This window comes from Paracoccus halophilus (assembly GCF_000763905.1).
Taxonomy (GTDB): Bacteria; Pseudomonadota; Alphaproteobacteria; order Rhodobacterales; family Rhodobacteraceae; genus Paracoccus; species Paracoccus halophilus.
In genome coordinates, this window is the sequence record NZ_JRKN01000021.1 from 1 (window position 1) to 12900 (window position 12900).

Genomic DNA, 12900 nt, shown 5'->3' on the forward strand with positions numbered 1-12900 from the left:
CCCGAAACGCAGGCCCGCGTCGGCTGCGCCAGCTGGAAAGCTACGCCGCCACGGGCCTGCTCGCCACATCGCCAAAGGGGTCCCTTTTGGACGCCGATAGGGGGGGAACATTCAACGCCGATTGACACGCTGGCAAGCCTTTCGCTGTGCCATAGCCCGGAAATCTGGACCGCCTCCTGTTCGAAATCATCAAGCCCGGTAGCTGGCAGATTGTAACCTTGCTGGTTCAGTTTCTGGAAATCGGCTTCCATACTCCGAAATTTGTCCTCGGCCGCCGCCAGATCGTCGGTGGCCTGTTGCAGGGTAGCCTTCGCCAGCCGCAGTTGCCGGAGTTTCTCGTCATCAGCATTGGTCCGAGCTTCGCCGAGACGTCTTCGAAGGCCAATTTGACGGTCGGCGTTTTCCTGGGCCTGCATGCGGTGTTCCTGGGCTGCTGGCCGGCCGAGAAGGCGGGACCACCAGACCGGCCGCTGCCGGTCGAGAAGGCGTTCCTCTTCCTTCAGATCGTCAAGATCCCGTTCCAGAGCGGTCACGATCTGCTTCGATGTCTCAAACTCATCTTCCGCATGATCCACGCGACGGGCCGCGTCCTCGAACTTGCGGCGGTGCTCGGTCACAAAGCTATCGAGCGTGTGCATGGCCAGCACATTGCCAAGTTCGGCAAAGCGGGCAGCTTTGGTCGTTTCCTCCTCGACCAGCTTCGACTGCTCTCGGAATGCTGCCGAAGCCTCTGCGAAGCTTGGTCCCGCGTAGCTCCTGCGCCACTGCCAGATGGTTTCCGGTGATACCACGTCACGGGCATCAGCCTCAGGTTTTGCCTCGACGGGAACATAAACCCTGTCCCGAAAGAGGCGACGGTTCGCTTTCTTGCCCAAGGCTGCGGCGATCAGCCCCCAAGGCCTGTCACCGTCCGGCAGATTTTCGAATGTGCCATCGGGTTTCTGCGTCGCAAGCTTATGCGCAACCGGCTGGAGATAGCCGAAACGCTCAGGCGCGGTTATCGACGATGCCTTTGGCAAATCGCGCGAGATGTTCTCGACGGCAGCATTGTTCGATGAGGCCACGATCATCCCGAACCCGGTAAGTTCTGCCTTGAGAATCGAAACTGTCGCCGAATGTCCCTGGCCATCGTCATATTTGATTTTCTGCCTTTCGAATGCTTCGGAGGCTCTTCTGTACCGGCTGAGAATCTCGGCACGCGCGACGATGTTGTCGGCGATGATGTCCCTGAGCAGCGTGGTTTTGCCGGTGCCCGGGGGGCCGTTCACTGAAAACAGGCCCTGTCCATTCCGCATGGCAATCACCTTGTTGATCGCGAATTGCTGCATCAGGCTCATGGCATTGTTTGGTGGGCTCATCCAGCGCCCGCGGTTCGACAATTCAGGAGAAAGACCCTGCATAATAGCATCCGCCCCATCAGGGCCGTAGAGGTCGATCGGTGTATCTTCCGGCCCCGCCATCAGATATGGTGCCAAAGTGCCGAGATCGCCGCCTTGGTCCACACGGTCCATGGCCGCTTCGAGATCGGTAATGAAGAAGCTGTTCAGAATGCCGATCTGGAGATCGTCTGGCTCTTCTGCCTCGTCAATCTCCGTATCTTCAGTGGTTTTACCGACATCACCATCACCGGCAGATGCTTCCGTAATATCCTCGGGCAAGGTGTCTGCCTTGGCTTTGCCGGGCTTTGCGTCACTGAGATTGATTTCCACGCAGGCGACAGGGATATCACCCCTTTGGAGCTCGAAATTTGCCCAGGCTTCAAGGGCGGCTAGCACGTCAAGGATGGTCGCCTTGGCAAGGGGTGCCTCCATGTCAGCCGATGCGCGGTCACGGATCCCGCGAAAATCGTCTTTCAGCCGCTGCTGGCTGTCATGGTAGGCTCGGTGGCCAAGAGCGTTCAGGCCGGTCTTGCGGCACTGCCCCATCGCCCAGGGAAGCGTGGAAACCTCGATATCGTCAAAATTGATCCCGAACCCGGTACCGAGGCTGAACTGGGCAAAGCAGCTGCGCCCCTCCGGCAGGCCGCGCTCTGCATCCTCGAACGCATCATCGTCATCGCTCGCAGGTGCCAGTTCGTTGGCGAAGCGCTCAACCTCACCCATGCTGAAGACGCCAGCAAACAGATATGCGCTTGTTATGCGTTTGCCCGGCGGAGGGGCATATACGGCAAGTTTCGCGAGACCTTCCTGAAGGTCATCCTCCCAGAGCCAGATGATATGCTTTCGCTCGGAAGGTTCGATGCGCTTGTCCAGGTCAAAGGGACTGAAAAATTCGAGGCGGTGCCAGAATTGCAGGACATCCATGAATTTTGCAGATATTGCCTCGGACCCGGACCTGTTCAACATCTTTTTCACCTGAATACTTTTGGTCGAAATGCACAGATTTCAACTATGGCCAAAGCGATCCGAGAGAGAAACCCTAAACCGTCCTCCGTCTGGCAGCAGCTAGGGGCCGGCATAAGGTTTCGATGGCACGTCACGCCCACGACGTCCGCTTCGGCAGGGCATCGGTGACTTCGATGCTCCGCAGTATGCCGCCGGCCACCAAACCGTCCTGGACCCATTCCAGCGCCAGCCACCATTGCCCGTAGTGCCGGCGTGCGGCGGTAATCTGATCAGGATGCGGCGACCAGGTGACGGGACAGGCGCGGAGTTCTACCGTCCGCCATTTGCCGCGTGATTGCACTCGAGCAGTCCCGACCGGAATGGTGGTCGACCGTTTCCCATGCTGGTTGCGCTTCATCTCGACCGGAACGCAGCGGGGCACGGCGCCGGGCATCCAGTCGGGCGTCATGCCTGCCCGGGCCAACTCCGCGATGCGGATGGCCATGCGCAGCCCGCCCCGCGATGTCGGCAATCCTGCGACACAGGCGGCGATCGCCTCGGCATCCTCGTGGGTGGAGCTGTCCGGCTTGTAGCGCCCGCCATCGATCCGGCAGCCCAGCGCGGCGCGCTGCATCAGCACGTATTCGAGGCCGAAGCCGGGGCTTTCGCCGCGTTCGGGATCGGGCGGCTCGGGCAGTTCAAGCCGGGCTTTTTCGGTCCGAAAGGCCCATTCCAGCGCCTGTTGGACGCCCAGTGGGCGTTTCGTGCGGGCGGATCCGCTTGGGAAGCGTGCATGCGCCGTCACAGCACAGCCCGCGCTCTCAGGCGTTCCGCTGTGACAAGGCCGCGTTCCAGCATGGCATTACGCACCGTGTTCGAAATTGCGTTGGAAGGTAGGTAGCCGTCGCCGTTGACCATCCGGGCGTAAAACTCCGCGATCTCGTCGAGGCTGGCGCGTGGCGCGCCGGCGGGCTTGCTGTTGCGCTTGCAGCGCTTGTCGCCGTCAGCGGGCTTTTGGGTCTCGGCTACCCGCTTGCCAGCGGCGTCACGCAGAAGGCGGTGGTCGAGCGGCTGGACCGGGTGAAGGGCTTCCTGCCCGAGGGACCGAAGTTCTGGAACTGGTTGTCCACGCGGAAGGCGCGCGGTGGCAAGGCTGGCGGCGGCATCATGCTGGACACGCAGATGGAGGGGGCCACGGTTCTGGGCTCCGTGGAACTCAAGGGCAAGACGCTGCTCGTGACCGTCAACTCGGCCGAGCGGGCGGCCAAGGTCCAGACGTTGATCGGCGCGGCTGCCGGGGATCTGCTGAGAGCATCTTTGGCCACGATCCGGACTGTTGAGCAGGTGCGGGCCGACAAACGGCGTGACAGGCCAAGTGAGGCGGCCGACGAAATCCCGCCAGAGATCGCGCACCAGATCATGCGGGATCACCTCGACAATCACTACCGCGAAACGCTTGACGCGCCGATCCCGGCGCTGGGCGGCAAGTCACCGCGCCAGGCTGTCCGGACGGCCGCGGGGCGTGAGAAGGTGATCGACTGGCTGAAGATGCTGGAGAACCGCAGCGCCGGGCACGGAGAGGGGCCGATTGCCGAGTACGATTTCGGCTGGATGTGGGTCGAGCTTGGGCTCCAGGATCATCGGAAATGAAGGCGGACAAAACGGTCTGCGATGATGATCTGCGGGGGAGGGCGCGTGGGCTACATCAACACCACATCAACCTGCGACTGCGGGTTTCGTGCCGGTCTTGCGCGTGAATCCGTGCGAACGCTGATGTTCGCGAGGGAGAAAATCACGCCAAAACAAAGGCGTGCCTCGTAAATTGCTGATTTACCAGATTATTCCGTTTTGCCCTTCCATGGGCTCATAACCTGAAGGTCGTAGGTTCAAATCCTACCCCCGCAACCACCGATACTAACATACCCGTCGCAACAGCGGCGGGTTTTGTCGTTTTAGCAGACTTTCCAATGGCTTGACGCTCCGTCCATACGAGGATCGTGCTCAATTCTCCGTGCAGCGTTGCGTAAATCTCTCCGCGTTCCGGCCCCGGCGTCAGCACAATCTTCTCAATCAGGCCGCGCAATGTCTCCGCCGCTTTCTGTCGCTCTTCCTTGTGATTGAGCGCTTTGGTCAGGGTAGAAACCTTCTTCGCATAGATCGCCGAGGCGCTTGGCAGAATGTCCGGTGTGTCATCTCGGGCGTCGGCAAGCAGGGCGGTCAGTTCAGTCTTACGCGCCTCCAGCATGTCCATCTCAGCCTTCATGCTTTCGTGGAACATGCCAGCCTTGATCGCCTCGATAATGCCGCGGATCTGCTTCTCGATCTTTACGAGTTCTGCTTTCCATGCATCGCCGCTGGAGCGGCGTTCCCGGTTCAGCCGGTTGGTTTCCTCGGCATAGGCGCGCATCGCCTCCTCAACGATCTCAGGCGCCATCATCCGATCCTTCAGGCCGGTGAGCACCCGGTATTCCAACTCTTGCTGGCGTATTGTGCGGCTATTGTCGCAGGTGCCTTTGCTGATGTGGTTCGAGCAGGCGTAGCGCTGTGGGCCGCGCAGCGAATAGGGGCCATCGCAGCAGCCGCAGAAGATCAGTCCGGACAGCAGTGTGCGTGGTCGTCGAACACCGTTGAGCTTGTTCTTTTTGTGGTGCTTGCGCGCGCCCTCGGTCACGTTGACGAACTTCTGTGCGATCTCGCCCTGGCGCTCGCGCACCGCCTGCCACAGTTCGTCATCGACAATACGCAGCTCCGGGACATCCTTGATAATCCATTCCGATTCCGAGTTCATGCGTGAGACGCGCTTTCCGGTGGATGGATCTTTGATGTAGCGAAGCCGGTTCCAGATCAGACGACCGATGTAGAGTTCATTGTTCACTAGACCTGTGCCGCGTTTCACATGGCCTCGGATGGTGGTGTCGCTCCAGAGCTTGCCGTTTGGGCCGGGGACACTTTCCTCGTTCAATGTGCGGGCGATGGTGCGCGGGCCAATGCCTGCGGCGAACTCGCGGAAAATTCTGCGGACGATATTAGCCTCAGTTTCGTTGATCTCGCGCTCTCCACGTATCGGATCACCGCGTGCATCAAGTTGTTTGATGACGTTGTAGCCGAAGCAGAGCCCGCCGCCTGATTTGCCGTCCTCGACGCGGCCACGAATGCCGCGATGGGTTTTGGCGGCAAGGTCTTTCAGAAACAGTGCGTTCATCGTGCCCTTGAGGCCGACATGCAACTCGCTGATCTCGCCCTCGGACAGTGTGACAATCGGAACACCAGCGAACTTGAGGTGCTTGTAGAAGGTGGCGACGTCAGCCTGGTCACGACTGATGCGATCCAGTGCCTCTGCCAGCACAACATCGAACTGGCCTGCCTGCGCGTCCTGCATGAGTGCCTGAATATTGGGGCGCAGGGTCATGCTCGCGCCGGAAATCCCCGCATCCTTGTAGGTTCCGACGATCTTCCACTTCTCGCGCTTCGCCTGCTCGCGGCAGATGCGTAACTGGTCCTCGATCGACGCCTCGCGCTGATTGTCGGAGGAATATCGGGCATAAAGCGCAACGCGGGTCATCAGCTGTCTCTCCTAAGCTACCTTATCCATACGGCTCGGCTGGATAAGCACTTCGGCTGAAATGCCGAGTCGGGCATGCAATTGCCGGATCATGTCGATCGATAGGCTTCGCTTGCGGTTGAGCACGTCCGCAACCCGATTGCGTGGGCCGATCATCGGCTCCAGATCCTTGCGGGTCAATCCCTGTTGCTCCATGCGGAAGCGGATCGCCTCTACCGGATCAGGCGGGTCCATAGGATAGTGCTTCGCCTCATAGACGTCGATCAACGTTGCCAGCACGTCCAAGCGGTCGCCTTCCGGCGTTCTGCTCTTGGCACCCCAGAGCCGTTCGACTTCTGTCAGAGCGTCTTCGTAATCCGCTTCCGTGCGGATCGGCTTCAGATCAGTTGCCATGGTTGATCTCCTTCACGTCGATCTTGTCGTAAGCCTTGTGCGTGCCGAGCCACTTGATCCAGACGATACCCTTCTCGAAGTCCGCCGACACGATGAGGCGGTAGTCATTGCCCTTGATGTTGAAGACGATTCTCTCGGCGCTGACGATGCTCGCGGTCGCATAAAGCCGCTTCACATCGGCGGTGCTTGCCCACTCCGCCTTACTGACTTCGTCGAACCAGGCATCGAGCGCGGCCTTGACGGCCGGCTGCTCTTTCTGGCCCGCGAGGCTTTCGACAAATTCGCGCAAAGTACGGCGGGCAATAATCCTCATTTGTCACCTATAGCACGAGACCAAAACGGTCTCAAGGGAAAACTGCATCAGTCCGGCGCTGGAAGCCTGCCCCGGGTGAAACTCACGTGCATGTCAGTAGCCAGAGACGCTGGCTGTTGGACCATCAGGGCGAAGGTAGATGTTGTTTCTGGGCCTTGCGTTCGAACTGCTCGCGGGCGATCTGGCGGCCGATCAAGCGGGCGATGGAGCGGATCGCTGCGTCGGTGCGTGCAGGATCGTTCTCGCCCATTTCCCGTCCAGGCGAGGGCGAAATAGCCTTGTTACTGATCCTGTCCCGTTTAACTGCCATATTCCCCATAATTCCATGCCCGGAAAGGGCAGGAGACATGGAAGCGTGGAATGCCAAGCTGATGAAGGTCTCGCGATGCTCCGTGCGGTGAATTGGATGACTTGGCGTAGAAAAGGGATGGGTCACTCAGAGTCGGAGAGAGGGTGAGTGAGGCCCATATGCTCAATTAGTACTCGGTCGAGTTCGAATCGCTTCCGGTTGATTGGTCGTTTTTGACCCTGCGTAGACCTAGCTTATAGGGCATTAAACGACCGCTATGCGCCCTCATCTCGGCCATTAGGACTAGCACCGTCATGTCCGTAAGCAGCCATTAACACAAGGTGTCAACGATGGCCGACTTTGGGGTGGCAAGCGGACAGGTGCGTTTCGGGTGCCTCTTCTGGAAAGCCGCCGGCCACAGATTTTGAATACTTGAGGCGTCCAGAATTCTAGGGGCCATTGAATGATCCCCGAGCCTCTTACTAGCGATGTACCTATTTGCATTCGCTGCCATAGCAAAAGGGAGGGGAATCACTGATGTTACCAAACGCATTGAATATTCTGAGTGGGGTACCGGGTGGAGCGGGCAGGCAAACCAAAGTTCAGCAAAGAGCAGCATGTTCAGGACTGGCTCGAGTCGGTCATTGCGGCGGACAAATTGTCAGACGCCATTATCGACGCTGGCAAAGTCCGTGAAAAGCTGGCCGAATATGAATCGCCCGAATTCAAGCCATCCTTTCCCATTGATTACCTGACGCGGCTGGGAAATCTTAGGGCTGCCCAGCATGTGCTGGAATCGCTTCATACCCTTGAGCTGGTCAGCAAGAACAATCGCAGCATCTCTCGTGAGAAAGGAGAAAGCCTTTTTGTCGACCTGCTCTACTGCACGCGGGAGTCCTCCCGGTTCATTCTGTTCGAGATAAAAAATCAGGATGGGAGTGCCCGCGAGGCGGTGACAGAGATCATAGCCTATGAGCATGAAGCGCTAAATCACATGCCGTTCTCCAGTGCGAACGATGTTATGATGGTGATCGTGTCGCGCGACTTCTCGACGCTTCTCGATCATGCCGTCACTGGACTCAATAGTTGGTCTCGGCGCCGCGTTCTGTGTCTACGCTTCGATGACGGAGAAGAAAGCCCTCGGCTGGTCGTCCATATTCCAACTGCCTGGAGCGCGATCGGCCAGAAAAGCTTGAGTGCCAATGGGATCGTGACGGCAACACTATCTTTCAAACCATCGCCGGATCTGGAAGAAGACGACATCCATGCCGTGTGCTCGACCGCTGCCAGCCTGATGGTCCGCGAGTCGGAGCGTTCCGGGAGCTCCGGCTTTGCGATCGTGGCCTATAACCATCTATACCCGGGGATGGCCGACTCGCCTTACCTGATTTTGGCCGGTGTCGTTAATCCATTTAGTTTTCTGGAAAGGGCGCAAAGCGAAGGGTTTCTTGCAAACAGCCGCTCGCCCATGTCCGATTACATCTTGTCAGATGGTCGGACGCACGATCTAACCGCTTCCTGGGACTGGCTGTCATGTGACGGTGGCGCTGCCGTCGAGTATCTGAAGGGATATGGCTCGCCGGAATGGGCTTTTAGCCAAGGGTGGGAAGAGATCAGAAATATCGAGCGCTGGCGCTATCCGGGGCTTACGCTGGATCGCCACATCATGCCGATTGCCATCGATTTCTGGGGCGTCTTAGGTGACTATGTGCGGGATGCCGTTCGTCACGTCGAGCGCATGCGGAATTTCATGTCGAGCTGCGCCAGACCAGGCATGGACTGGCGCCATCCGATCTTGGGCGTGCTTCTTCTCGATGAGATCGCATCGGCGCCGCCTCTCATCGACGGTCAGTGGACCTTTTCGGCTTTGTTCCGATTGGGACTGCTGCTCGGCCGTTTTGGCTCTCTCTCCGCCCAGATGGCGGACGCCGAACCAGAGCAGCAACGCCTGCTGCAAGCCAGCTCCTTTTGGGCGGAGGTCGATATGGCTGGCCTGCTCCAGGAGGTGGCGCTACGCTATATGTCGGCCGAAGACATGGGCGAGGCTCCGCCCATCATTGCCGTGCGTCAATGCGAAACCGGAGAAGAGGCATTCGCTTCCGTGTCAGCATTTGCTGACTGGATTTCTCGGGCATTTATCGGTGAAGACGAAAAACTCATGCACGCAGCGTTCTCCACTGGCTGGCAGGTTCATGCCATTTTCGACTGGCAGTTCGACGTGACACAAGACAATCCGCAGGTCGCATCTCTTCGTGAATTGGCGGTAGCGAGGGCGCGAGACTGGCTGAAATGGTCCGTCGTGGCGGCGTGCGGCGATGGTCGTGACGCTGGCACTGCCACCAGGGCCATTACTGCAAGCTTTGGTGATCAGGTGCCTTTGACCGCAGGGAAGGATACCGCTTTGGCGGCGATCGACGAGCTGAACCCGTCGACCCTGATTGACAAGTTGCTGATTGAAATCCCTAGGATCGTTGATAGTTGGCACCCCCAACTCGCACACACATTGGTACCCGTGGCATCCATTGGCCACGATTGGGATTGGGTGGAACAACAAATTGCAGCCGCCCGGAAGCGTGGAGAGAAGCACCCTTGCGTCTGCATCGGCGCAGGCGGTGAGATCGCCGTAGGAATCCTTCCATCATTTCCTTGGATTCCAGTGGTCGAAAACGTAACTGAAAAAGTCCTGCTATCCTCCAATAGCAGCGGATCAGAACTCATTCTGGTGGTTAGCTGGGAGGACCTGAGGGCCGGGAAGGTGCCGGGTCTATCGTGAAATATTCAGTTCCTAGGTCTCAAAGCTGGTTAGTCCGCAAACGCTCCTAGATCTTCAGTTCGGCGGAAACTAAACGGACGGCAGGTTTCTTGCGGCTACGGAAGTGCCTCTAACGGCAACATTTAGGTCGGAAGCTGGTACGCCAACCTCTCAAGACAAATGGAAGTAAAATCTTACTTGGTGTCGACGACCTGCCGTTCTGCTTAAAGTTCACAGTTAATTCTCAAGATCAAACGTTCTCATAATGGCCAATGGTGGCCAAAGGAGAATTATTATGGGTATTTCACGATATGATCCCGCCGCGCTAGGCAGGCCAGCATGGAATACAGGTCGAAAAGTTGGCGTAAAGAAGCCCCTGAAGCAGCGACAAATTTGGGCAATTGGTTTCTTTCTCGATAGGGAAGGGCGCATGCGTGACCGAGCGCTGTTCGATCTCGCAATTGACAGCAAGTTACGAGGCTGTGATCTCGTCAAAATAAAGATCGGTACTCTCGTCACAGGCCAGGAAATCCGAACGCACTCAATGGTTGTTCAGCAAAAAAATGGGGCCCCGTCCAATTCGAGATCACGGCCGACGTCCAAGCAAGTTTGCTTGCTTGGCTTGAACGGAGAGGTTGAACAATCGATGACTATGCTTTCCCGAGTCGGATCGATTATGCCGATCATCTCAGTACCAGGCAGTATGCTCGATTGATCGATGAGTGGGTGACTGCAATTTGGCTGAGCAGCGAAGATTACGGCACACACTCGCTTCGACGGACGAAAGCCGCGATGATCTACAAAGCGACGGGGAATCTTCGTGCGATCCAGATCCTCCTCGGACATACCAAGATCGAGAATACGGTTAGGTATCGAGGTGTGGACATTGAGGATGCTCTGGAACTGGCAGAACATACTGAGATTCGACAGTGTGCGGCCCCACACCCGGCGGGGCCGTGTGTCCAGGCGCAAATAGACTTTGCTTAGAAGAACGATTGAACTGCTATGCGCCCTCAATCCGTACTTAGGCGAAACATTCTCACGCTCTCCAAAGCGGTCGTTCCGCTTATCCTGCTTTCAACGTCCGCGAAGGAGTGGTTTGTAGACTTGCAGCTTTTACGACACCATTACCAAGCCGGACACGAATAAATGTCTACGCCATTTCATCCTCAGGCTACCCGAATTGCAAGGGTTCGCGTATAGCTGGAGGATCACAGAGGAGGCAAGATGAGGCTTTATCGGTTTTTGGGCGCCGAGTACGGCAAGCGTTCAATTGAGGAGCGCAGGATCAGGGTCGGGCGTATAGAGGAGCTCAACGACGACTTCGAGTTTATCGGGGTCGCGCTGGCGGAGAAAGCCGAACGGATCGCGTTGCGCGAGATGCGGCGACACCTTAATGTCAACAATGGCGTGATTTGCATGAGCAAAGACTGGGGCAGTCCGCTCATGTGGGCGCACTACGCCGACAGCCACAAAGGTATGGTCCTCGGGTTCGATGTTTCAGACCGAGCGTTTTATGAGGTCGAATACCAGAAGAAGCGACCCACACTCTCGGACATGGGCCTCAACACCCTTGACGACATCACGCCCGAAGATATCAAACGCCTGATCCGAACAAAGGCCGAAGGATGGTCCTACGAACAGGAATACCGGGCATACATCGCGCTGAAGGACGGCATCGTCATTAATGGGGAGACCCACTACTTCATGCCCTTTTCGGAGAAAATGAAATTGAAGGAGATCATCGTCGGATCAAGATACAAGGGTCAACGTGCCGAGCTGGTAGCGGCCGTCGATGATCCGAGTGTCGACATCTACATGGCACGCGGGTCCTTTGAGGAGTTCCGGGTCGTGCGGCAGAACCAAGAAAGCATGTGGCCCTAAGTCTTCTTTGCAATGACGGTTTCTCCACCAAGAGCAACAATCGTGTTGTCGAGGCGACGAATCAGATCGTCGTACGTGATTATGTCCATCATGTTCGCGTACTTGCGCTTGATGACCTCAAAGTCGAGACGTTGGCCGTCCGTCATGTCCCCGCCAAACGTGGTATCTCGCCCGAGTATGATAATTGCTTTTGGATTTGAAATGCGGATTTTCATGCCTTCGGGAATATCAGCGGCGTATCGCTTCGTCAGTTCCCGTTCGCCCTGAATGCCCCACTTCGACAGATGAAACAGATACTTCTCGGCCTGCATAATGGCACCGCTCAGCTCCGACGTGGGAACATTGTTGCCGCGGTACTGGCCCTTTCGGAGAATCTTGTTATCAAAAGGCTTTTTTAACTCGATAACATCGAGATTTCCGTTGGCATCCAGCAGCGCCAGATCGATGTACCGGGGGGTCTTCTTGCCATCTTCTCTGGTGTAATAGTCGTTGATCGTAACGTTTTCCAAAACTCTGATGTACTTGGGGAATAGGAGAAGAATGAACGAAAGCATGTAGATCTGCCATTGTTCCTCGGCGAGATCGGTCTTGTTTTCGAGAGCGTCGTTGATAAGCTTGCGTATGAGGACATACTTCTCGATTTCCAGCTTCTTCAGATCGGCCGTCTCGAGTTTCAGGCCTCCCTTGACGACCATTTTCTTGTTCAGATAGTCCTCATACATCCCCCGGGCATCCTTCATGCCATCGAGGTAGGTAGACAGTATAGTGTGGACTCGGGCGTCGGCGTACCGATTTAGCTCGTATGTGTTCGGGAATTTCCTGAGCAGTTCTTCGAATACTTCCATGGGTATCGCCTTCGGATCAGCGCCTCCGACTATGATTGGATCGCGATGGTCCAGCAGCTTGCTGAGACGACCGAAGATGGAGATGTTTCGTTCGGCTGCAAATAACTTCCGCTTGAAGAAGGTGCCCGTTGGAAACATGACGTCATTTTCGCTGCCGATCATGCGCCCTGGAATACGAACGTATTCGCCCTCGATCTTTCCAAAGTCGAAGACATAAACATAGTCATCCATGTCGGTGGTATCATCGGGCGGCTCGCGCAGATCTGATCTGACAAAGTTGAAGATCTTAGAAATCGTGGTGGAACCGTCGTTCTTTAGTTCTGTCCATACCCAGGCATTCTCGTCAGCGCCGCCTTGATATTCGAAATACCAACCATCTGAAGTCTTTGCAAAATTCATCAATCCACCCTCGCTACCGAGGGGAATGTAGTCGACAATAATGACAACTGCCAAGGCTTTAGATGTTCTCAAGCTCGATACGAGCGAGTTTGTCGTCTGCAGCGGCGATTTGACGAAAGCCCTGACCCCACCTCCACCA

11 protein-coding genes are annotated in these 12900 nt (G+C 56.9%); 4 read left to right on the plus strand and 7 right to left on the minus strand.

Features of this window, described 5'->3' with window-relative positions; genetic code table 11:
- A partial coding sequence (locus tag IT41_RS13605) for a hypothetical protein (protein WP_197055996.1) occupies positions 1 to 2354 on the minus strand: 2354 nt, incomplete at its 3' end.
- Between the two features lie 121 nt (positions 2355 to 2475).
- The gene (locus tag IT41_RS13610) at positions 2476 to 3129 is read right to left on the minus strand and encodes a hypothetical protein (RefSeq protein WP_036742339.1); all 654 of its coding nucleotides are present in this window, start codon (positions 3127 to 3129) and stop codon (positions 2476 to 2478) included.
- Between the two features lie 209 nt (positions 3130 to 3338).
- Here IT41_RS13610 and IT41_RS13615 point away from each other — a divergent pair, with 209 nt between their 5' ends.
- Positions 3339 to 3974, plus strand: coding sequence for an antitoxin Xre/MbcA/ParS toxin-binding domain-containing protein (locus tag IT41_RS13615; protein ID WP_139221714.1), 636 nt, complete (start codon positions 3339 to 3341; stop codon positions 3972 to 3974).
- A gap of 214 nt (positions 3975 to 4188) precedes the next feature.
- Here IT41_RS13615 and IT41_RS13620 read toward each other — a convergent pair whose 3' ends face one another.
- From IT41_RS13620 to IT41_RS21890, 4 genes are all read right to left on the minus strand, one after another.
- Positions 4189 to 5886, minus strand: a complete 1698-nt coding sequence (locus tag IT41_RS13620) for a recombinase family protein (RefSeq protein ID WP_036742341.1) — start codon at positions 5884 to 5886, stop codon at positions 4189 to 4191.
- Positions 5887 to 5898: 12 nt separating this feature from the next.
- On the minus strand, positions 5899 to 6279 hold the full coding sequence (locus tag IT41_RS13625) for a helix-turn-helix domain-containing protein (protein WP_036742343.1): 381 nt from the start codon (positions 6277 to 6279) through the stop codon (positions 5899 to 5901).
- Complete coding sequence (locus tag IT41_RS13630; protein WP_036742345.1) at positions 6269 to 6592, minus strand: type II toxin-antitoxin system HigB family toxin; 324 nt, start codon at positions 6590 to 6592, stop codon at positions 6269 to 6271. The genes IT41_RS13625 and IT41_RS13630 overlap by 11 nt, the downstream gene beginning before the upstream one ends.
- Before the next feature lie 124 nt (positions 6593 to 6716).
- Complete coding sequence (locus IT41_RS21890) at positions 6717 to 6842, minus strand: hypothetical protein (RefSeq protein WP_269429316.1); 126 nt, start codon at positions 6840 to 6842, stop codon at positions 6717 to 6719.
- Positions 6843 to 7458: 616 nt separating this feature from the next.
- On the opposite strand from IT41_RS21890, the gene IT41_RS13640 reads away from it, so the two are divergent.
- The 3 genes from IT41_RS13640 to IT41_RS13650 all read left to right on the plus strand — a co-directional run bounded on the left by IT41_RS13640 (position 7459) and on the right by IT41_RS13650 (position 11517).
- Positions 7459 to 9654, plus strand: coding sequence for a hypothetical protein (locus IT41_RS13640; RefSeq protein ID WP_074948147.1), 2196 nt, complete (start codon positions 7459 to 7461; stop codon positions 9652 to 9654).
- Between the two features lie 648 nt (positions 9655 to 10302).
- A complete protein-coding gene (locus IT41_RS21970) occupies positions 10303 to 10620 on the plus strand; it encodes a tyrosine-type recombinase/integrase (protein WP_331435324.1) in 318 nt (105 codons plus the stop codon).
- A gap of 240 nt (positions 10621 to 10860) precedes the next feature.
- Positions 10861 to 11517 (plus strand): DUF2971 domain-containing protein, encoded by a 657-nt coding sequence (locus tag IT41_RS13650; RefSeq protein ID WP_036742353.1) that lies wholly within the window; start codon positions 10861 to 10863, stop codon positions 11515 to 11517.
- Here the strand turns inward: IT41_RS13650 and IT41_RS13655 are convergent.
- Positions 11514 to 12761 carry a Shedu immune nuclease family protein gene (locus IT41_RS13655; protein WP_139221715.1) on the minus strand — a complete coding sequence of 416 codons (1248 nt, stop codon included), beginning with the start codon at positions 12759 to 12761 and terminating at the stop codon, positions 11514 to 11516. The two genes, IT41_RS13650 and IT41_RS13655, sit on opposite strands and share 4 nt — an antisense overlap.
- Between the last annotated feature and the right edge of the window lie 139 nt (positions 12762 to 12900).